The 21,448-nt window shown below is 67.7% G+C and carries 17 protein-coding genes; 5 read left to right on the top strand and 12 right to left on the bottom strand.

Features of this window, described 5'->3' with window-relative positions; genetic code table 11:
• The gene (locus tag AC1DDO_RS03770) at positions 1-933 is read left to right on the top strand and encodes a hypothetical protein (protein ID WP_476867564.1); all 933 of its coding nucleotides are present in this window, start codon (positions 1-3) and stop codon (positions 931-933) included.
• Between the two features lie 132 nt (positions 934-1,065).
• Here the strand turns inward: AC1DDO_RS03770 and glpK are convergent, their stop codons facing one another.
• The 3 genes from glpK to AC1DDO_RS03785 all read right to left on the bottom strand — a co-directional run bounded on the left by glpK (position 1,066) and on the right by AC1DDO_RS03785 (position 5,376).
• Positions 1,066-2,580, bottom strand: coding sequence for a glycerol kinase GlpK (gene glpK / locus AC1DDO_RS03775; RefSeq protein ID WP_441409003.1), 1,515 nt, complete (start codon positions 2,578-2,580; stop codon positions 1,066-1,068).
• An 85-nt stretch (positions 2,581-2,665) separates the two neighbouring features.
• The gene (locus AC1DDO_RS03780; protein WP_476867563.1) at positions 2,666-3,418 is read right to left on the bottom strand and encodes an MIP/aquaporin family protein; all 753 of its coding nucleotides are present in this window, start codon (positions 3,416-3,418) and stop codon (positions 2,666-2,668) included.
• Positions 3,419-3,576: 158 nt separating this feature from the next.
• Positions 3,577-5,376, bottom strand: a complete 1,800-nt coding sequence (locus AC1DDO_RS03785; protein ID WP_476867562.1) for a glycerol-3-phosphate dehydrogenase/oxidase — start codon at positions 5,374-5,376, stop codon at positions 3,577-3,579.
• A 123-nt stretch (positions 5,377-5,499) separates the two neighbouring features.
• Between AC1DDO_RS03785 and AC1DDO_RS03790 the strand changes: the two genes are divergently transcribed.
• From AC1DDO_RS03790 to AC1DDO_RS03805, 4 genes are read left to right on the top strand one after another with little or no spacing between them, the layout of a single operon-like run.
• Entirely contained in the window at positions 5,500-6,462 is a 963-nt protein-coding gene (locus AC1DDO_RS03790) for a sugar-binding transcriptional regulator (protein WP_441409006.1), read from the top strand.
• Positions 6,463-6,499: 37 nt separating this feature from the next.
• Entirely contained in the window at positions 6,500-7,369 is an 870-nt protein-coding gene (locus AC1DDO_RS03795) for an aldo/keto reductase (RefSeq protein ID WP_476867561.1), read from the top strand.
• A gap of 12 nt (positions 7,370-7,381) precedes the next feature.
• Complete coding sequence (locus AC1DDO_RS03800) at positions 7,382-8,308, top strand: alpha/beta fold hydrolase (RefSeq protein WP_476867560.1); 927 nt, start codon at positions 7,382-7,384, stop codon at positions 8,306-8,308.
• Positions 8,305-9,390, top strand: coding sequence for a glycosyltransferase family 4 protein (locus AC1DDO_RS03805; protein ID WP_476867559.1), 1,086 nt, complete (start codon positions 8,305-8,307; stop codon positions 9,388-9,390). Before AC1DDO_RS03800 ends, AC1DDO_RS03805 begins: the two co-directional genes overlap by 4 nt.
• Positions 9,391-9,573: 183 nt before the next feature.
• Here AC1DDO_RS03805 and AC1DDO_RS03810 read toward each other — a convergent pair whose 3' ends face one another.
• The 9 genes from AC1DDO_RS03810 to carA all read right to left on the bottom strand — a co-directional run bounded on the left by AC1DDO_RS03810 (position 9,574) and on the right by carA (position 21,437).
• A complete protein-coding gene (locus AC1DDO_RS03810; protein WP_476971454.1) occupies positions 9,574-11,745 on the bottom strand; it encodes a primosomal protein N' in 2,172 nt (723 codons plus the stop codon).
• A 195-nt stretch (positions 11,746-11,940) separates the two neighbouring features.
• Complete coding sequence (gene metK, locus AC1DDO_RS03815; RefSeq protein WP_441409011.1) at positions 11,941-13,176, bottom strand: methionine adenosyltransferase; 1,236 nt, start codon at positions 13,174-13,176, stop codon at positions 11,941-11,943.
• Between the two features lie 76 nt (positions 13,177-13,252).
• Entirely contained in the window at positions 13,253-14,572 is a 1,320-nt protein-coding gene (locus AC1DDO_RS03820; protein WP_476867557.1) for a bifunctional phosphopantothenoylcysteine decarboxylase/phosphopantothenate synthase, read from the bottom strand.
• Positions 14,573-14,624: 52 nt separating this feature from the next.
• Positions 14,625-14,885 (bottom strand): DNA-directed RNA polymerase subunit omega, encoded by a 261-nt coding sequence (gene rpoZ / locus AC1DDO_RS03825; protein ID WP_090581074.1) that lies wholly within the window; start codon positions 14,883-14,885, stop codon positions 14,625-14,627.
• 39 nt (positions 14,886-14,924) lie between these two features.
• The gene (gmk, locus tag AC1DDO_RS03830) at positions 14,925-15,497 is read right to left on the bottom strand and encodes a guanylate kinase (RefSeq protein WP_476867556.1); all 573 of its coding nucleotides are present in this window, start codon (positions 15,495-15,497) and stop codon (positions 14,925-14,927) included.
• Positions 15,498-15,535: 38 nt separating this feature from the next.
• Positions 15,536-15,853 (bottom strand): integration host factor, actinobacterial type, encoded by a 318-nt coding sequence (gene mihF / locus AC1DDO_RS03835; RefSeq protein ID WP_441409014.1) that lies wholly within the window; start codon positions 15,851-15,853, stop codon positions 15,536-15,538.
• Between the two features lie 181 nt (positions 15,854-16,034).
• Complete coding sequence (pyrF, locus tag AC1DDO_RS03840) at positions 16,035-16,901, bottom strand: orotidine-5'-phosphate decarboxylase (RefSeq protein WP_476867555.1); 867 nt, start codon at positions 16,899-16,901, stop codon at positions 16,035-16,037.
• A complete protein-coding gene (gene carB / locus AC1DDO_RS03845) occupies positions 16,894-20,193 on the bottom strand; it encodes a carbamoyl-phosphate synthase large subunit (RefSeq protein ID WP_476867554.1) in 3,300 nt (1,099 codons plus the stop codon). Before carB ends, pyrF begins: the two co-directional genes overlap by 8 nt.
• Entirely contained in the window at positions 20,193-21,437 is a 1,245-nt protein-coding gene (gene carA / locus AC1DDO_RS03850; RefSeq protein WP_476867553.1) for a glutamine-hydrolyzing carbamoyl-phosphate synthase small subunit, read from the bottom strand. Before carA ends, carB begins: the two co-directional genes overlap by 1 nt.
• Positions 21,438-21,448 lie beyond the last annotated feature (11 nt).

Genomic DNA, 21,448 nt, shown 5'->3' on the forward strand with positions numbered 1-21,448 from the left:
ATGACTCCACGAACTAAGAGATTAACCGCCTACGGCTCCGCGCTCTTGTTGGTGGCGGCATCGCTAACGTCGGCGACGGCGGCAGCGGCCGCCGTGCCGGCAGCCGTCAGTTCCCAGGAACTGTGCGGCCCCGGCTCGGCGATCCACTTCAACCGGTCGGACTTCCCGGCGAACCCAGTGATCGACAACAAATGGAACCCGCTCAAACCCGGCATGCAGTTCACCACTACAGGCGAGGTGAAGTCCGCGGACGGCAGCGTGAGCGCCCACTCGGTGGTTCACACCGTGACCGGGCTGACCAAGGTGATCAACGGCGTCAAGACCCTCGTCCTGTGGGACCGGGACTATTCAGACGGCGTCCTGGCCGAGTCAGAACTCGCCTTCTTCGCCCAGTCGAAAAGGACGGGCAGCGTCTGGCTCTTCGGCGAATACCCGGAAGAGTACGACAACGGAAAGTTGAGCGGCGCACCGAGCACCTTTATCAGCGGAATCGATAAGGCGCAGGCCGGGACCGCCATACAGGGAACCCCCCACCGCAACACCCCGGCCTATGTACAGGCCTACGCACCCAGCGTGGACTTCCTTGACTGCGGCCGGGTGTTGTACAAGAACCAGCGGGTCTGCGTTAAGACCGGTTGCTACAACGATGTGCTGGTGATCGATGAGTTCAACCCACTGGACCCGCCTAGCGCCGGCCACCAGCGGAAGTTCTACTCGGCCGGGACCGGGCTCGTCAAAGTAACCGCCGTCAGCGGAGCGGACCAGGAGTTCATGGACCTCGTGAAGATCAAGAAGCTCAGCAATGCGGAGCTCCAAAGCGTCAATGCGCAGGCACTGAAGCAGGACAAGCGCGGCTACACGGTCAGCAAGGACGTCTACGCCAAGACGCCCCGCGCTGTCGTGACAACCACGACTACCGGGCCCGTGTCCTGAGCGGCTCCGGGCGGCTGACGCGGACACACAGCTGACGCGGAAACAAAGAAGAGCTCCGGCCAGGGATCCTGGCCGGAGCTCTTCTTTTGCTGCCTGCCGGAGCCGTGGCTACCGGCTGGTCAGGGTGATCGGCTACTTGACGTCGTCGTCCACCCAGTCCATGGACTTGGTGACGGCTTTCTTCCAGAGACGCATCTGGCGTTCCCGTTCGGCCTGGTCCATTTGCGGCTCCCACCGCTTGTCTTCGGCCCAGTTGGCCGAGCATTCGCCCAGATCCTTCCAGAATCCGACTGCCAGGCCGGCCGCGTAGGCTGCGCCCAGGGCGGTGGTCTCGACCACCTTCGGCCGGATCACCGGCACGCCGAGGATGTCCGCCTGGAACTGCATGAGGGCGTCGTTGGCGACCATGCCGCCGTCGACCTTCAGTTCCGTCAGCGGCACGCCGGAATCGGCGTTGACGGCGTCCAGCACCTCACGGGTCTGGAAGGCCGTGGCCTCCAGGGCTGCGCGGGCGATGTGGTTCTTGTTCACATAGCGGGTCAGGCCCACAATTGCGCCGCGGGCATCGGAACGCCAGTACGGCGCGAAGAGGCCGGAGAACGCCGGCACAATGTACACGCCGCCGTTGTCCTCCACCGAGGCCGCGAGGGTCTCGACCTCCGGGGCGCTGCTGATCAGGCCGAGGTTGTCACGCAGCCACTGGATCAACGAACCCGTGACGGCGATGGAGCCCTCCAGCGCGTAATGCGGCGCCGCGTCGCCGAGCTTGTAACCCACGGTGGTCAGCAGCCCGTTCTTGGAATGGATGATCTCCTCGGCCGTGTTGAAGATCAGGAAGCAGCCCGTGCCGTACGTGTTCTTGGCTTCACCGGCTTCGAATGCCGCCTGGCCGAACGTGGCCGCCTGCTGGTCGCCCAGGATGCCGGCCACAGGAACCTCGCGCAGCAGCTGGGAGGTGTGCACCGTGCCGTAAACCTCGGAGGAGGACTTGATGGTCGGCATCATGGAGGCCGGGACGCCGAACGCGTCCAGGATCTCCTGGTCCCAGGACAACGTCTCGAGGTCCATGAACATGGTCCGCGAGGCGTTGGTGACGTCGGTGACGTGCACTCCGCCGTCGGTCCCGCCGGTCAGGTTCCAGAGCACCCAGCAGTCGGTGTTGCCGAAGACCAGGTCACCGGCCTCCGCCTTGGCCCGGGCGCCCTCGACGTTGTCCAGGATCCACTTGATCTTGGTGCCCGAGAAGTAGGTCGCCAGCGGCAGGCCCACCTTCTGCTTGAACCGCTCCGGGCCCCCCTCCTTCGCCAGCTCGTCCACGATCGACTGTGTGCGGGTGTCCTGCCAGACGATGGCGTTGTAGATCGCCTCGCCGGTGGTCTTGTCCCACACGACCGCGGTTTCGCGCTGGTTGGTGATGCCGACGGCGGCGATGTCGTGCCGGGTCAGGTTCGCCTTGGACAGGGCCGAGCCGATCACTTCGCGGGTGTTGTTCCAGATTTCAGCGGGGTTGTGCTCTACCCAGCCAGCCTGGGGGAAGATCTGCTCGTGCTCCATCTGGCCGGAGGAGACGATGCTGCCGCTGTGGTCGAAGACGATGGCGCGGGTGCTCGTGGTGCCCTGATCGATAGCGACTACGTACTGGTTCATAGTGAGACGTCCTTGTCTGTTTGGCGTGTCTGTTTAGCGTGTCTGTTTTGCATGGCAGTTGGTCTGGCAATTAATGAACTGGCAACTAAAGGGGCAGCACCGGGGGGATGATCGGCACGACTGCGGCCACGATGCCGGCAAGGCCGCCACCGATCAGCGGTCCGACCACCGGGATCCAGGAGTAGCTCCAGTCCGAGGACCCCTTGCCCTTGATCGGGAGCAGGGCGTGCGCGATGCGGGGGCCAAGGTCACGGGCCGGGTTGATGGCGTAGCCGGTGGGACCGCCGAGGGATACACCGATGCCCACAACGAGCAGGGCGACCGCGAGCGGGCCGAGTCCGGAAGGTGTCCCACCGAAGGTCAGGATGACGAACACGAGGACAAAGGTGCCGATGATCTCGGTGGCCAGGTTCCAGGGGTTGGAGCGGATCGCGGGTCCGGTGGAGAAGACGGCCAGCTGGCTGGCGGGCTCGGTTTCGACGTCAAAGTGCTGCCGGTAGGCCACCCACATGATGACGGCACCCAGGAAGGCGCCGACCAGTTCCCCGCCGAAGTAGGTCAGAGTTGAGCCGAAGTCGACCGGAACGCCGGGAGCGTACAACTTCTTGCCGTTGAGCAGCAGACCCAAGGTGACCGCGGGGTTCAGGTGCGACCCGGACTGGACGGCAACATAGACACCGGAGAAGACGGCAATGCCCCACCCCCAGGTGACCATGAGGAACCCGCCGTTGTTGCCCTTGGTGCCTTTGAGCGCAACGTTGGCCACAACGCCGCAACCCAGCAGGGTCAGCATTGCGGTTCCGAATACTTCGGACAGGAAAACTATTCCAAGAGACATCTTTGACTCCTCTATTTTCTGTTGTCGGCCCTTCGCGAGTTTGAAGGGCCGTGGGGCCGGCAGCATGTTAGTGCTGCCGGCCAGCCACTGCGCCGGCCGCCAGGGCGGACCGCGCAGTGCTTGCACCCGGGCTTCCCTGCCAGGGCACGCAAGTCGAATCAGGCGACCAGGCTGTGTACCTGGACGCCGTGGAACCGCAGAAGCACCTCCTGTGCGTGGCTGATCTCCATGGCCCGGCGAGCCGCGTCCCAGCCGAGCGGGCCCGAAAGGATGTCGGCAACTTCGTTCAGGAGTTCCCCGGTCACGAGCCCCCGGAAGGCCAAGGAGGTCCGGCGGATCAGGACATCCACGAGGTGCCCGACCTGCTCGTTCGCCGCCATGAACTCCAGTTCGCGGGTGCTGAGCTCACGGGTGGAATGCAGCAGCCTGTCCGGTTGACCGGCCGGGGCCCCGTCCAGGAAGCGGATGACCTCCTCGGCACGAGTACCGTAGCGGGTCAACAGCCCGGTGACGCGGGCGGCGTCTCGGCCGGCGGACATGTGGGCCTTGATCCAGCGCTGGACGCCGTCCTCGCTGTCCGGGAACCCTGCGCCGCCGCCGATGGCGAGCTTCGCCGTCGAGACCTTCCGTTCCATGCCGAGCTCGGCCAGGACATCGTTGCTCAGGTGCTCGGCGAGGGCCCGGAACGTGGTCCACTTGCCGCCCACGAGGCTGAGGACCGCCCCGCCCGGCGCCGCACGGCGTTCGATCCGGTAGTCCCGGCTGACGAACCCGGGCTGGGTGGCGTCGTGCTTCGGCAGCGGGCGCACGCCGGAGAACGTATAGACGATCTGGCCCCGGTCCACCTGGATGTCGGGGAAGACGTGGCCGATCAGGTCAAAGAAGTAGTCGATTTCCGCCTCGGTGCAGACGGCGTCCTCGGCCATGTCGGCGTCGACGTCGGTGGTGCCGACCAGGACGCGGTCCCCCATCGGATAGATCAGCACAATCCGGCCGTCCGTGTGTTCGAAGAAGATTTCGCGGCCGTTGCACGCCGCGAGCAGCTCCGGGTGGTCCAGCACGATGTGCGAGCCTTTGGTTCCGCCCATGAAGGACGACGCCGCGCCCATGGCCTCGTTGGTCAGGTCCACCCAGGCGCCGGTGGTGTTCACGATGACGTCGGCGGTGAAGTCGAAGACTTCGCCGGTCAGCTCGTCGCGGAGCTGGACGGTGGTGCCGGTTCCGTCCGCTGCTCCCTGAGCGGCAGCCCTGGCGTCCTTCGATGAGGTGCCCTGCGAAACGAAAGAAACGTAGTTGCTGGCCCGGGCCAGGTGGCTGTCCACGCCGCCGGCCTTCTCGCCGTCCTGGAGCACATCGAGGGTGAGGCGCTCGGGATTGTGGACGGACGCGTCAAAGTAGGTGGCCGCGTATTTGATCCCGGGGTGCAGGCGGGGCAGCTCGGCCAGGGCGCGCTTGCGTCCGCGGAACTGGTGGCGCGGAACCGTGCCGCCGTCGCGGGAGAAGAAGTCGTACATGCTGAGGCCGAGCTTGATCAGGAACGCTCCGCGCTCGGTGTGCTTGCCCTGCTTGTGGGTCAGGAAGCGCATCGGGGCGGCCAGGACCCCGGAGAACGTGCTGAAGATCGGGATCGTGGTCTGCAGCGGCTTGACGTAGTGCGGTGCGATCCGCAGGAGCCGGTTGCGTTCAACCACGGATTCCTGGACCAGGCGGAACTCGCCGTTCTCGAGGTACCGGATGCCGCCATGGATCATGTGGGACGATGCGCCACTGGCGCCCTGGCAGTAGTCGCCGCGCTCGACGAGCGCCACGTCGACGCCCTGGAGGGCCAGGTCGCGGAACGTGCCCACGCCGTTGATGCCGCCTCCGATGATCAGCACCTGCGCGTGCCGCCGCGTCCGCAGCTTCTGCACCGAGGCGCGGTGGTTCGCCGGTGTGCCGACTGAGTCCTTCTGTCCCAAAACTGCTCCCTTGGGTTTGGTTCTGTGCGGCACGCCCGGGGCGCGGCGCCGTTCAACACTATTCTTTGGAGTAATGGAAAATGGAGTCAAGCACTATGCACAAACGTGCAGATGGGAAATTTCATGACCCTTTCACGCCAGTCCGACGCCCTACGCGCGGCGCAGCTGTATTACCTCCAGGACCTGACAATGGACGCCATTGCACGGGAGCTGCGGACGTCACGGTCCACGGTTTCGCGGCTGCTGTCGGCGGCGCGCGATTCGGGTCTGGTGCAGATCCAGATCCGCAGCCCGTTGGATACCGGGCCCGAACTGGAAAGCATGATCCGGGCCGAATACAAGGTGGACGTGCATGTCGTTCCGGTGGTGGACACCCTCAATGAGGCGGAAACACTGGACCGCGTGGCCATGCAGGCCGCCCGGACGATCGGTCCGCTGGTGGATTCCAACGCCATCATCGGCGTCGCCTGGGGCTCCACCTTGAGCGCCGTGAGCCGGCACCTGACCCGCAAGATCACCCACGACAGCGTGATCGTGCAGCTCAACGGCGCCGGGAACATGCAGACCACCGGCATCACCTACGCCTCGGACATCATGCGGCGGTTCGGCAGCGCCTACGGTGCACGGGTGGAGCAGTTTCCCGTGCCGGCCTTCTTCGACCACGCCACGACCAAAACGGCCATGTGGAATGAGCGCAGTGTTCAACGCATCCTTGAGCTGCAGGCCCGGATGAGCATCGCGATCTTCGGCGTCGGATCGGTCGACGCCGACTACCCCAGCCACGTCTACGCCGGCGGTTACCTCGATGAAGACGACCTGATCGTCCTCGCCAACTCCGATGTCGTCGGTGACGTCGCCACCGTGTTCTTCCGCGCTGACGGGTCCTCGGACGGCATCACCCTCAATGAGCGGTCCACCGGCCCGGACCTGGCCCAGCTCCGCCAGGTGCGGCGCCGCATCTGCGTCGTGTCCGGTGCGTCCAAGATCAACGGGCTCCGGGGGGCGCTGGCGGCGGGCCTGGCCACAGACCTGATCCTGGACGAGGCCAGCGCCCGCAGGCTGGTTCGCTTCGACGGCCTGGGCTGAGCGGCGTGCGGGAGCGCCAGTGGGTAGAGTCGTTGTCATGAAACTTTCCCCCGGGCTGGCCCTGAACAACGGCGTATTGATCGACCGGCTGGGATTCGGGCTGTACAAGGTCCCCCCGGCCGACGCCGCCAACCTGGTGACCATGGCCATCGAGGCCGGTTACCGGCACTTCGACACCGCCGCCATGTATGGCAACGAGACCGGCGTCGGCAAGGGAATCGGCGCCCTGTCCGGATTTGAGGGCACCGGCGGCGGCCCCGGCGAAACCGCACCGTATGTATCCCGCCAGGACCTCTTCGTCACCACTAAGGTCTGGAATGACGACCACGGCTACGACGCGACCATGCGGGCCTTCGACACGTCGATCTCCAACCTCGGCCTGGAGTACGTCGACCTGTACCTGATCCATTGGCCGTGCGCGCGGCGTGGGTTGTTCCCGGAAACGTACCGGGCGCTTGAGACGCTGTACCGCGAGGGCAAGGTCCGGGCGATCGGCGTCTCCAACTTCCAGCCGCAGCACCTGGACCGGCTCCTGGACACCGCGGAGGTTGTCCCCGCCGTGAACCAGATCGAGCTTCATCCCTGGCTGCAGCAGGACGAACTGCGGGCAAAGCACGAGCCCCTGGGCATCCGCACGGAGGCGTGGAGTCCCCTGGGACGCGGCCAGGTGCTGAAAGACCCGGTCATTCTGGCCCTCGCCGCCGAACACGACCGCACTCCGGCGCAAATTATTCTCCGCTGGCACCTGCAGCTGGGCAACATCGCGATCCCCAAGGCCAGCTCGTCCGGGCGGATCCGGGAAAACTTTGAGGTTTTCGACTTTGAGCTCTCCCCGCTGGACATGTCGGAGATGGCGGGCCTCGAACGCGGCTTCCGGACCGGCTCCCACCCCGACAACGTCGCATAGGAATCAATCCAAATGGAACAAGTGGACACCGGGTCCTCACGCACGCCGCTGATCAGCACCGGACTCGAAGCCCGCACCCGGGCCGAGTCCGTTGACGTTGACGGCGCCCGTACCGCCTATTGGGTCTACGAACCCGTCCGGGTCACGGCGGAGACCCGGACCATTCTGGTGGTGCACGGTTTCCGCGGCGACCACCACGGCCTGCTCCGGGTAGCAGACCGGTTGACGGAGATGCGCCTGATCATGCCGGACCTGCCCGGCTTCGGCAGCTCGGCCGCCTTCGAGGGGACCGAGCACAGTGTCCGCGCGTACGGTGGTTTCCTCGGCAGTTTCATGGCTGCACTGGGCCTGGGTGCGGACACGGTCCTGCTGGGGCATTCGTTCGGTTCAATCATCGCCAGCCACTTCGTGGCGGCGAACCCCGGCGCCGTGGCCGAACTGATCCTGGTTAATCCCATCGCGGCGCCGGCCCTCGAGGGCCCCAAGGGCCTCATGACAAAGCTCGCGGTGCTCTACTACGAGGCCGCAGCGCGGCTCCCCCGGCGGTTCGGGCTCGCCCTGCTGCGCAGCCAGGCGATCGTCCGGGTGATGAGTGTGGCCATGGCCAAGACCGGGGATAAGGATATTCGCAGGTTCGTGCACGCCCAGCACAGCGCCTATTTCTCCTCTTTCGCGGACCGGGACAGCCTGCTGCAGGCCTTCAAGGCCTCTGTTGGGAGCAATGTCTCCGAGGTGGCGGCTGAACTTTCTCTGCCCGTGCTGCTGATCGCGGGCGAGAAGGATGAGATCGCCATGCTGGCGGACCAGCACAAACTCGTGGCGCTGCTGCCGGACGGGAGGCTGGAAGTCATTCCCGGCGTCGGGCATTTGATCCACTACGAAACCCCCGAACCCGCCGCCCGCTATATCCGACGCTTCCTAAAGGACCACGCCGCGTGAAGATTCTCATTGATGCCCGCTTCACCCGGCTGGACCACCACGACGGCATCAGCCGCTACGGCGCCAGCCTGATCGCAGCAACCGCCAAGATCGCGGACGTCTCGATGCTGATCAGCGACCCCCGCCAGCTCGCGCTCCTGCCGGACGTTCCGTACACCGTGATCAACAGCCCCCTGTCACCGGCGGAACTCTTCGTGGCAGCGAGAGTCAACAAGCTGGGCGCGGACGTGGTGGTGTGCCCCATGCAGACCATGGGCAGCTGGGGACGCAAATACGCCCTGGTGCTGACCCTGCACGACCTCATCTACTACGAGCACCCCGCCCCGCCCGGGTTCCTGCCGGCCCCGGTCCGGGTCCTGTGGCGCCTGTACCACAAGGCCTTCTGGCCCCAGCGGCTCCTGCTGAACAGGGCCGACATCGTGGCGACCATCAGTTCCACCACGGCGGCCCTGATGGCCAAGTACCGGCTCACCCGCCGCCCGGTCCGGATCGTGGGCAACGCCCCCCAGCACGGCCACACACCGCGCGACCCCGGGGCGGGGGCCGACAAGACGCTGCTCTACATGGGGTCCTTCATGCCCTACAAGAACGTGGAGACGATGATCCTGGGCATGGCGGAACTGCCGGACATGACCCTCCACCTGCTGAGCCGGATCGCCCCGGAGCGGCGGGCGGAACTGGAGGCACTGGCTCCGGAGGGGGCCAACATCATCTTCCACAACGGCGTCAGTGACGCCGAGTACGAGGCCCTCCTGGCGCGCACCACCGCGCTGATCAGCCTGTCCCGGGCCGAGGGCTACGGACTGCCGCTGGTCGAGGCGATGTCGCACGGTACGCCGGTGATCGCCAGCGACATCCCGATCTTCCGGGAGGTCGGCGATGACGCCGTCAGCTACGTGCACCCGGACTCGCCCGCGGAGTTTGCCGAGGCCGTGCGCAGGCTCGAGGACCCTGCGCTGTGGAAGGCGCGGTCCCTCCGCGCGGTGGAGCGGGCGGCCGACTTCAGCTGGGATGAGTCCGCCCGGCGGCTCGTGGCGGTCGCCGAAGAGGCCGTCGCGCTCCGGGGCCGGACCAAGAACTAGCCCACCCGGGCGGCATAACTGCGCTGGCCACCGGGCTCTGGGAACCGCGCCGAAATTCCCCACCTCTGACACCGCAACCCCGCGACACGCCGCTGTAACTGGCCAGCACGCCGCCGGAGGCTGCCAAAGGTGGGGAATCTGGGCGGCGCGGCAGCTCTCCTGGCGAGCTCGCCCGATGGCCTGTTAGAGGACGTCCACACCGTCCAGGCGCAGCTGCACGGGGTCGTCGCTGCGCTTGGCCGCGGCTGCCGCTTTGACAGCACGCAGGACGGCCGTGGCCTCGGCGGCCTGGGCGTAGGGGATGAACAGCAGGGTCCGGACCTCCTCGCCGGAATCCCGCGGTCCTGGTTCCCCCTGCGCTGAGCGCCCTCCCGCGGCGGCCGGCAGTATCAGGGGCGCCGGTCCGGCCGTCCGAAGGACGGTTCCGTGCACCGCCAGCCGGTGCTCTACGGCGTCGGTGAAGTGCCCGACGGCGGTCCTGCCCCCGGTGACGGAGGCGACCCGCACGGCGGGGGGCAGCTGCAGCTCCTGCCGCAGCGCCAATTCCCGGCTCGCGTACCCGGCAGGATCCCAGCGCAGCAGGGCGCCAACCCCGGCGGCGTCGTCGGCGGTGATGACCACCAGGCCGCCCTCGGGTGCCGGCCGCACCAGGGCTGCGGCGTTGAACCAGCGACGCACTGCGTCCTCCCCCGCCCTCAGGTTTTCCCGGCGCAGCAACGAGTCGCCGTCGAGCAGCAGGGCCGCGGCGTACCCGCCGGTGGCCACCGGCTCGGCACCGACGGTGGCCACCACGAGGGCCTTCGTCGCCGGGACGGTGGCCTTGACGTGATCCCCCGAGGAGGTGATGACCGGTGTTCCCGGAAACGCCCGGCCCAGCTCCTCCGCCGTGCGGAGGGCCCCCGTGGCGCCACGCCGCAGCCGGACACCGTTGCAGGTACCACAGCGCCATGACGGGGCCGGCGATGAGCACCAGCGGCATTGCGGCACGGCGCTGCTCCCGCCCGGCCCGGCGATCGCCAGGGGCCCGCTGCAGGCGGTGCAGCGGGCCGGCTCCCGGCAGGTTTCGCACACCAGCGAGGGGGCGTAGCCGGCCCGGGCCACCTGGACCAGGACCGGGCCGCGTTCCAGGCCATCCTTGGCCGTCCGCCAGGCCGCGCCCGGGAGGCGGGCGATGCGGGCCAGCGGGTCACGTTCCTGTTCAAAGCTGTCCGCCGTGTTCAGTACGCGCGGGACCGTCCGGCGGAGGACGGTTCGCTCCGCTTCCACGGCCTGCGCCCAGCCGGAGGCGACCAGCCGCTCCGTTTCGGTGCTGCGGGAGTGGGCCGCGAGCAGGCAAGCGGCTCCCTCCTGGCCTGCGCGGAGCAGGAGGACTTCGCGGGAGTGCGCGTACGGGGACCGTTGTTCGATGTGGAGGTCGTCGCCGTCGTCCCAGCAGACCACGAGCCCGAGGTTCGGCACCGGTGCGTAGGCCGCGGAACGCGTGCCCACGGCGACCCCGGCCGCGCCGCTGAGGACGCGCAGGAAGCTGCGGTAGCGCGGGGTCTGGCCATCGTCCGCGGTGAGCCGGGCGACGTCGCCGGCGGGAAGGAGTTCCAGCAGGGCGGACTCCACCCGGTCCAGGTCCCGGTAGTCGGGCACCACCACGACGGCGCCGCGGCCGGAGATCCGCACGGCGGCCACGGCCTCGGCGACCATCCGCGGCCAGCCGCCGGGCCCGTAGCCCTGGAGGGCGGTCAGCACGGCCCTGGGCGACTCTCCCGCGGCCAGGTGGGCCAGGAACGCCTGACCGTTGCGGTACGGGGCCCAGACGCTGCCTGCGGCCCGTGAGGGCAGCGACGCGGAGGTCGCAAGACCAGCCATCTCAGTACCGAACAGCTCGGGGTCGAGCCGGCCGTCCGGGGCGAATTCCTTTTCGAGCCTGGCCATGCGCGGCGGCACGGCAACGCGCAGGACATCGCTGACCGTTCCGGCGTACCGGGAGGCGATCCGGCCGGCGAGTTCGGCTATGGCGGGGGTCAGCACCGGCACGGACGAGAGTACTTTGTGCAGTGGCACGAGCGGGTGGCCGGCGTCGGACGCGGCGGTGCGCTCCAGGAGGTATCCGGGCAGTTCCTGGCCGTTGAACTTGACCTTGACCCGCACCCCGGGCAGGGCCTGGGTGTCGAGGGTGGCAGGCACGCTGTAGTCGAAGGGCCGGTCCAGGTGTGGCAGCGAGGATTCGATCAGCACCCGCGCCACCGGCAGCTGGGCGGCGAGGGCTGGCCCGGGCGCTTCCGCGGCGGATACGGGGAAGCCCTGGAGCAGGGACAGCTGCTGGGGTTCGCCGGGCGCGCCCCCGCTGGGATTGGGACTCACGCGCACCTCCCTTGGGCTAAATGGCGGTTTCTTAAATGCACTGTAGCCAGGCCACCGGAAGGCGGCCTGGCTACAGCACATCACACAGCACTGACAAAAAACTCAACGGCAAACGCACACCGTGAAAACGCACGCCGTGAAAACGGACCGTCCGGCCGGCTTCCTGGCTGGATTCACGCAGCGTATCCGGCGGACTTAGGCGTTGAAGAAAGCTTTCAGTTCGTCCACCCGGTCCAGGCGTTCCCAGGTGAAGTCCGGATCTTCGCGGCCGAAGTGCCCGTGGGCTGCGGTCTTGGCGTAGATCGGGCGCTTGAGGTCGAGGGCGTCGATGATGGCCCGTGGGCGCAGGTCGAAGATCTCGGCGATCGCGGCGCTGATCCGCGCCGGGTCCACGGTTTCGGTTCCGAACGTCTCCACGTAGGTACCCACCGGGCGGGCCTGTCCGATCGCGTACGCGATCTGGATTTCGGCGCGCTTGGCCAGGCCTGCGGCCACCACGTTCTTGGCGACCCAGCGCATGGCGTAGGCGGCCGAGCGGTCCACCTTCGACGGGTCCTTGCCGGAGAACGCGCCGCCGCCGTGGCGGGCCATGCCGCCGTAGGTGTCGACGATGATCTTGCGGCCGGTGAGGCCGGCGTCGCCCACGGGACCGCCAATGACGAAGGCGCCCGCGGGGTTGAGGATATTGCGGGTCCGGGAGATGTCCAGGTTGGACAGCGCCATGACCGGCTCCACCACGTGCTTGGCGAGGTCGGCGCGGAGCTGGTCGAGGCTGGTGCCTTCGGCGTGCTGGCTGGAGATGACCACGGTCTCCACGGAAACCGGCCGGTCGCCGTCGTAGCCCACCGTGACCTGGGTCTTGCCGTCCGGGCGCAGGTAGCCGAGTTCGCCGTTCTTGCGGACCTCGGTGAGGCGCTCGGAGAGCCGGTGCGCGAGCCAGATCGGCACGGGCATGTAGGAGGGGGTCTCGTCGCTGGCGTAGCCGAACATGAGACCCTGGTCGCCGGCGCCCTGGAGGTCGTAGTCGTCTTCCTGGCGTCCCTCGCGGGCTTCGAGCGAGTTGAACACGCCGCCGGCGATGTCGTTGGACTGCTGGCCGATCGATACCGAGACGCCGCAGCGGGCGCCGTCGAAGCCGTTGGCCGAGGAGTCGTAGCCGATGCCCAGGATGGTCTCGCGGACAATCTGGGGGATCTCGACGTAGGCGTCCGTGGTGACCTCGCCGGCCACGTGGACCAGCCCTGTGGTGGCCAGCGTTTCGACGGCTACGCGGGATTCGGGGTCCTTGTCCAGCAGGGCGTCCAGGATCGCATCGCTGATCTGGTCACAGATCTTGTCGGGGTGGCCCTCCGTCACCGACTCGGACGTAAAGAGCCGGAGCGCGGCGGGCGTGGACCCGTGGAAGTCGGGGATGTGCAGCGGTAAAGTCACTCAACTACCTTACTGGTTGGAAAACGGGCGTCCGGCGGCGTGTGTCCCCATGCTAAGGAGATGTTGGTTACGCCGGCTAGGCCGGCGGTACTGCCCGGCTCAGCTCGGCGCTGATCCGGTCGATCACGGCAGCCGCGACGTCGGATTTGGAACCCGACGCCTCTTGGGGTTCGGAGCCGGCGCGGGAAAGGATGACCACGGAGTTCGTGTCTTCGCCAAAGACCTTGTCCCGGCCCACCTGGTTGACCACCAGCAGGTCGCAGGCCTTCCGGTGCAGCTTGGCCAGGGCGTACTCGAGGACATCTCCCCCGGCATCGCCTGTTTCGGCGGCGAAGCCGACAATCAGCTGATGCCGGGACGCGGCGTCGCGGACCTCGACGAGTTCCCGCAGGATGTCCGGGTTGCGCACCAGGTTGATGACGGGATCGGCGACGTCGTCGCGCTTCTTGATCTTGGTGCCGGAGACGTCCGCCGGGCGGAAGTCCGCGACGGCGGCGGCCATGATGACGACGTCGGAGTCGGCGGCCGCGTGCAGGGCTGCCTTGCGCAGCTCCAGGGCCGTCTCGACCTGGACGAGTTCGGCGCCGGCGGGCGCCGGAACCTCCATGTGGGCGGCCAGCAGGCGGACGCGGGCGCCGGCCTCGAGGGCGGCCGCGGCCAGGGCTACGCCCTGCTTGCCCGAGGAGCGGTTGCCGAGGAAACGCACGGGGTCCAGCGGTTCGCGGGTGCCGCCGGCGCTGATGGTGACCGTCAGCCCGGCCAGCGGGCGGCCGGCGGGAGGCCCGGCAACCAGGGCCGGATCCGCGGCGGCGGCCGACGCCGGCACGGTGTCTTCCGGCGTCAGGGAGGACGCGCCGGGCACGGCGGATGCCCCGGCGAGGGCCAGGGCGGCGGCGAAGATCGCCTCGGGTTCGGGCAGCCTGCCGGGGCCGGAGTCGGCTCCGGTCAGCCGGCCGCTCGCGGGTTCCAGGACAGTGATGCCGCGGCTGCGCAGGGTTTCGACGTTTGCCTGGGTGGCCTGGTGCTGCCACATTTCGGTGTGCATGGCCGGGGCCATGAGGACGGGGCAGTCGCCGGCCATCAGCAGCGTGTTGGTGAGGAGGTCATCGGCCTGGCCGGTGGCCGCGCGGGCCAGGAGATCGGCGGTGGCCGGTGCCACGACGATCAGGTCGGCCTCGTGGCCGAGCCGGACATGGTTGACCGTGTGGACGGCGTCGAAAACGCTGTTCCTCACCGGGTGCCCGGACAGGGCCTCCCACGTGGCAACGCCGACGAAGCGGGTTGCCGACTCGGTGGGGATGACCGTGACGTCATGCCCGGCTTCAGTAAAAAGCCGGAGGAGCGATGCCACCTTGTAGGCGGCAATCCCTCCCCCGACTCCGAGGACTATGCGCACGTGATCTCCGTCAACAGGCAGTCTGTTTACTTTGCTATTCCCGCGAAGGGAATTACTCCGCGGCTTCGATCGGCGTGGAAACGAGCTTGCCTTCGTTGATCTCGCGCAGCGCGATCGACAGGGACTTCTCGTTCAGCTTGGTGTCGACCAGCGGACCAACGTACTCAAACAGGCCCTCGTGCAGCTGGGCGTAGTACGCGTTGATCTGGCGTGCGCGCTTGGCACCGAAAATCACCAGTCCGTACTTCGAGTCGGCGGCCTTCAGCAGCTCGTCGATCGGCGGGTTGATGATGCCTTCAAGGTTCGTGGACACGAATTCTCCAAATTCTAACGGGCTGATGGCTTCCCGCGGCTAGCGCGGGTGGGGGGTCAGCCCCATGAGTGAAACAAGCTCGTCCGCTGCCCGGCGAACGTCGTCATTAATAACGGTGTGGTCGAACTCCGGTTCAGCAGCAAGCTCTACTTTACCGGTTTCCAGCCGTCGATGCTGTTCTTCGGCGCTTTCCGTGCCGCGGCCCACAAGCCGGCGGACTAATTCATCCCAGCTGGGCGGCGCAAGGAACACGAACTGCGCATCCGGAACGGCTTGCCGGACTTGGCGTGCTCCCTGCAGATCAATTTCCAGCAGTACCGGGCGGCCCTCGGCGATGGCCTGGTTGACCGTGCTCTTCAGGGTGCCATAGGTGTTCTGTCCGTGCACAACTGCCCATTCAAGCAGTTCGCCGGCAGCCACCAGGGACTCGAACTCCTCCTTGGACTTGAAGAAGTAGTGCACCCCGTCGATTTCCCCGGGCCGCGGAGCCCGGGTGGTAGCGGACACGGACAGCCACACCTCGGGGTAGTTGTCGCGGATATAGGTGGACACGGTGCCTTTGCCAACAGCCGTCGGGCCGGCGAGGACTGTCAGTCCCGGTTTCTTGCTCACATATTCCTTTGGGCGTTGGGGCAGCTCAGCGAACCAAGCTATTTGTCGTCAATAAAATCTACCAGCGCCCGGCGCTGGTGGATTCCCAGGCCGCGGACGCGCCGGGATTGCGCGATGCCGAGCTGGTCCATGATGGCCGCGGCACGGACCCGGCCGATCCCGGGCAGCGCCTCCAGCAGCTCCACGATCCGCATCCGGGCAATGGCGTCGTCGGTTTCCGCGGCATCGATGACGTTGGCGATGGTCAGAGCTCCCGTCTTCAGGCGCTCCTTGGCCTCGGCCCTGGTGGCCCTTGCGGCAGCGGCCTTGCGAAGGGCATCGGAACGCTCCTGCGGAGTGAGGGGTTTCAAGCTCACTGAGGTCCTCCCTGCATGGCGGGACGGGGCACCCGTGCCCTTGCCCTGAACCTACCCGCTGGCGGAGGCAGAAATCAATGGAAATCTGCAGCCGTCCCGGCAGGTCAAAAGCCCGGTCCCCTAACGGGACAGCACGCGGCCCGGGTCCGGTATCTCCGGTCCCGGGCCGGCCCGGCGGCGGCTAGGCTGCGAGGAGTTCGTCGAGGGTGCGCCGTGCGGCATCCCGGAGCGGCTGCAGCTGCGGTCCGGCGCCGAGGATGTCCCGGCTCGAGGTGCCCAGGACCTGCGGATAGGCCGCACCGAAAGTGCGGCGCAGATCCGCGGCGGTTGCGCCCTGCGCCCCCAGCCCGGGGGCCAGGATGGGCCCGCGGACCGCCGCCAGGTCAAGATTCAGTGCGGTCAGGGCGGAGCCCACCGTGGCGCCGACCACAAGGCCCACGGAACCGAGGGAACCGTCGTAGCGCCGGTTCTCCGCCGCGGCCGCCTCCGTGATCCGCCGCGCGACGGAATCCGCCCCGCCGACGTGCTGTACCGAGGCGCCTTCCGGGTTGGAGGTCAGCGCGAGGACGAACACGCCGCGCCCGGTCTCGGCGGCCAGGTCCAGGGCGGGCCGCAGGGACTCAAAGCCCAGGTACGGGCTCAAGGTAACCGAATCCGCGGCGAGGGCCGAGCCGTCCCGCAGCCAGGCGTCGGCGTAGGCGGCCATGGTGGAACCGATGTCGCCGCGCTTGGCGTCCGCGATGGTCAGCACGGAGGCCTCCGCGGCCGCGGCCAGGGTGCGTTCAAGCACGGCCATGCCGGCGGAGCCGTGCCGCTCGTACAGTGCCACTTGCGGCTTCACCGCGGCAGCGAGGGAGGCCACCGCCTCCAGGACGGTCAGCGAGAAGCGTTCCAGCCCTGCGGCGTCGTCGGTCAGACCCCATTGCTGCAGCAGCGCCGGATGCGGGTCGATGCCGACGCACAGCGGTCCGCGGGCCGCCATGGCCCGGCCCAGCCGGGAGCCGAAGGACTCCCGGCCGGGCGTTACTGCGGGGGCTGCCTCAGGCATCCTGGAGGGCCTTGAGGTTCGCGGCGTGCTCCTGCAGGCTCGTGACGGACCATTCGTAGGTGCGCAGCGCCTCGATGGCCTGGACGGCGGCGTTGAACTCGGCCACGGTGGTGATGCACGGGATGCCGATCGACGTCGCGGCGGCGCGCAGTTCGTAGCCGTCGCTGCGGGCCTCGCCACCGGAAGGGGTGTTGAAGACCATGTCGATTTCGCCTGCGATGATGAGGTCCGCGATGGTGCCTTCGCCTTCGGCGCTGGAGCCCTCGGCGACCTTCCGGACCGGGGTGGCCTGGATGCCGTTGCGGCGCAGCACGTCGGCGGTGCCGCCGGTGGAGACGATCTCAAAGCCGAGGTCCGAGAGCCGTTTGACGCCCATGATGACCGAGCGCTTGTCCCGGTTGGCCACGGAGACGAAGATCTTGCCCTCGGTGGGCAGCGCGTTGTTGGCGGCCGCCTGGCTCTTGGCGAAGGCCGTGTCGAAGTGCTTGTCGATGCCCATGACCTCGCCCGTGGAGCGCATTTCCGGTCCAAGCAGGGAGTCGACCACCTTGCCCTCGGGGGTGCGGAAACGGCTGAACGGCAGAACAGCTTCCTTGACCGAGACCGGTGCATCCAGCGGCAGCGTGGAGCCGTCGCCGGATTCGGGCAGCATCTTGTAGGCGCTGCGGAGCTGGTTAATGGTGACGCCGGTGCCGATCAGGGCCGCGGCCTTGGCCATCTGGACACCGGTGGCCTTGGAGACGAACGGCACGGTGCGGGAGGCCCGCGGGTTGGCTTCCAGGACGTAGAGCACGTCGGAGGCCAGGGCGAACTGGATGTTGATCAGGCCGCGGACGCCCACGCCCTCGGCGATGGCCAGGGTGGCGGTCCGGACCCGTTCCAGCACGTTGTTGCCCAGGGTGATCGGAGGCAGGACGCAGGCCGAGTCGCCGGAGTGGATGCCGGCCTCCTCGATGTGTTCCATGATGCCGCCGAGGTACATCTCCGTGCCGTCGTAGAGGGCGTCGACGTCGATCTCGACGGCGTCCTCCAGGAACCTGTCGATCAGGACCGGGTGGTCCGGGGTGATTTCGGTGGCGTTGGCGATGTAGCGGGAGAGGTTGGGCTCGTCGTAGACGATCTCCATGCCGCGCCCGCCGAGCACGTAGGACGGGCGGACCAGGACCGGGTAGCCGATCTCGTCGGCGATCTTCTTGGCGTCCTCGAAGGACACGGCGGTGCCGTTCTTCGGTGAGACGAGCCCGGCCTTGTCGAGCACGCGGGAGAACGCGCCACGGTGTTCGGCGAGGTCGATCGCTTCCGGCGAGGTGCCCAGGATCGGCACGCCGGCGTCGGCCAGCTGCTGGGCGAGCTTGAGCGGGGTCTGGCCGCCGAGCTGGACGAAGACGCCCATGACGCCGCCGGTGCGCTCCTCGGCCGCGATGACCTCGAGGACGTCCTCGAGCGTGAGCGGTTCGAAGTACAGGCGGGTGGAGACGTCGTAATCGGTGGAGACGGTCTCGGGGTTGCAGTTGACCATGACCGTCTCGTAGCCGGCCTTGCGCAGCGCCATGGAGGCGTGGACGCAGGAGTAGTCGAACTCGATCCCCTGGCCGATCCGGTTGGGGCCGGAGCCGAGGATGATGATGGACGGCTTGGCGTGCAGCGCGACCTCGTCCTCCTCGTCGTAGGAGGAGTAGTGGTAGGGCGTGTAGGCGGCGAACTCGGCGGCGCACGTGTCCACGGTCTTGTAGACCGGGCGGATGCCGAGGGCCTGCCGGACGCCGCGGACCACGTCCTCGGAGTTGTGGGTCAGGGCGCCGATCTGCTCGTCGGAGAAGCCGTGGCGCTTGGCGCGCGTCAGCATTTCCGGGGTCAGGGCCGCGGCCTGCCGGATTTCGAGGGAGATCTCGTTGAGGAGCTGGAGCTGGTCCAGGTACCAGGGGTCGATCTTGGTGGCCTCGAAGAGCTGCTCCACGGTGGCGCCGCCGAGCAGGGCCCGCTGGACCTGGTGCAGGCGCTCGGTGGTGGGCCGCTTGGCCTTCTCGATCAGCTCCGCGACTTCCCATTCCGGGACGTGGCTGAAGTCCAGCTGCGAGCCCTTCTGTTCGAGGGAGCGCAGGGCCTTCTGCAGCGCCTCGGTGAAGTTCCGGCCCATGGCCATAGCCTCGCCCACCGATTTCATGGTGGTGGTCAGGGTCGGATCCGCCGCCGGGAACTTCTCGAAGGCGAAGCGCGGGACCTTGACGACGACGTAGTCCAGGGTCGGCTCGAAGGACGCCGGGGTCTTCTGGGTGATGTCGTTCGGGATCTCGTCCAGGGTGTAGCCGAGGGAGAGCTTGGTGGCGATCTTGGCGATCGCGAAGCCGGTGGCCTTGGAGGCGAGGGCGGAGGAGCGGGAGACGCGCGGGTTCATCTCGATCACGACGACGCGGCCGGTGTCCGGCTCGACGGCGAACTGGATGTTGCAGCCGCCGGTGTCGACGCCGACTTCGCGGATGACGGCGATGGAGATGTCGCGCAGCCGCTGGTATTCGCGGTCCGTCAGGGTCAGTGCCGGCGCGACGGTGATCGAGTCGCCGGTGTGCACGCCGACCGGGTCGAAGTTCTCGATGGAGCAGACCACCACGACGTTGTCGTTCTTGTCCCGCATCATCTCGAGCTCGTATTCCTTCCAGCCGAGGATGCTCTCTTCGAGCAGCACCTCGCTGGTGGGGCTGTACTGCAGGCCCTGACCGACGATCCGGCGGAGGTCAGCCTCGTCGTAGGCCAGGCCGGAGCCGAGGCCGCCCATGGTGAAGGAGGGCCGGACGACCATGGGGTAGCCGAGGTCCTCGGCCGCGGCGAGGGCCTCGTCGATGGTGTGGATGATGTGGCTGCGGGCCGATTCGGCGCCGCAGCGTTCCACGACGCCCTTGAACTTCTCGCGGTCCTCGCCGAGTTCGATCGCGGCGATGTTGGCGCCGATCAGCTCGACGTTGTACTTCTCCAGGACGCCGTTCTTGTCCAGTGCGATGGCCGTGTTGAGCGCGGTCTGCCCGCCCAGGGTGGGCAGGACCGCGTCCGGGCGCTCCTTGGCGATGATCTTCTCGACCACCTCGGGGGTGATCGGCTCGATGTAGGTGGCGTCGGCGAACTCGGGGTCCGTCATGATGGTGGCCGGGTTGGAGTTCACGAGGATGACCCGCAGGCCCTCCTCCTTGAGGACGCGCAGTGCCTGGGTGCCGGAGTAGTCGAATTCGGCGGCCTGGCCGATCACGATCGGACCGGACCCGATGACCAGGACGCTCTTAAGGTCAGTTCTCTTGGGCATTACTTCTTGTCCTCAGTCTTGGATTCGGTGGCAGTCGTTGTGCCGGTCTCTGTCTTTGAAGGAGCGTCCGCCGTCTTTGAAGAAGCGTCCGCCATCAGCTCGATGAAGCGGTCGAAGAGGTAGGCGGCGTCGTGCGGGCCGGCCGCCGCTTCGGGGTGGTACTGCACGGAGAAGGCCGGGATGTCGAGGCAGTTGAGGCCCTCGACGACGTCGTCGTTGAGGCTCACGTGGCTGACCTCCACACGGCCGAAGCGCTCCTCGGGCGCCTGCGTGGCGCCGTTGAGCGGGGCGTCGACGGCGAAGCCGTGGTTCTGCGAGGTGATTTCGACCTTGCCGGTGCGGCGGTCCATGACCGGCTGGTTGAGGCCGCGGTGGCCGTAGCGCAGCTTGTAGGTGCCGAATCCAAGGGCGCGGCCCAGGATCTGGTTGCCGAAGCAGATGCCGAAGTACGGGATCTTCTCGTCGAGGACCGAACGGAGCAGTTTGACCTGGTTGTCCGCGGTGGCGGGATCGCCGGGGCCGTTGGACATGAAGAAGCCGTCGGGGTTGACGGCCTGGACGTCGGCGAGGGTTGCGGTGGCGGGCAGCACGTGCACCAGGACGCCGCGCTCGGCGAAACGGATGGGGGTCATGCGCTTGATGCCGAGGTCGATCGCGGCGATGCTGAACCGCGGCTCGCCGTCCCAGCCGAAGTCCTTGGGCTCCACTGTGTACGCGGCGTCCACGCTGACTTCCTCGGCGAGCCGGGAGCCTTCCATGGGCGCGCTGGCCAGGACGGCGTCGAGCAGTTCCTTGTCCGTGGCGCGGGCGGCGTCGCCGGAGAAGATGCCGGCGCGCATGGTCTTGTGTTCGCGCAGGTGGCGGGTGATGGCCCGGGTGTCCACGCCCTGGATGCCGACGATCCCCTGTTCGACGAGCTCGTCATCGAGGGACCGTTCGGACCGCCAGTTGGAGGGCCGGCGGGCGGCGTCGCGGACGATGTAGCCGGCCACCCAGATGCGGCGGGACTCGGCGTCGTCGGTGTTGACGCCGGTGTTGCCAATGTGCGGCGCGGTCTGCACCACGAGCTGGCGCGCGTACGAGGGGTCCGTGATGGTCTCCTGGTAGCCGGTCATGCCGGTGGCGAAGACCGCCTCGCCGAGGGCGGTTCCCGTGGCGCCGTAGCTGGTGCCGCGGAAAATCCGGCCGTCTTCGAGTACGAGGACTGCTGGGGTGGATGCTGCTGCAGCGTCGTTTGCTGTCACTGTTTTTTCTG

It is taken from the genome of Arthrobacter sp. 10N43 (genome assembly GCF_056394525.1).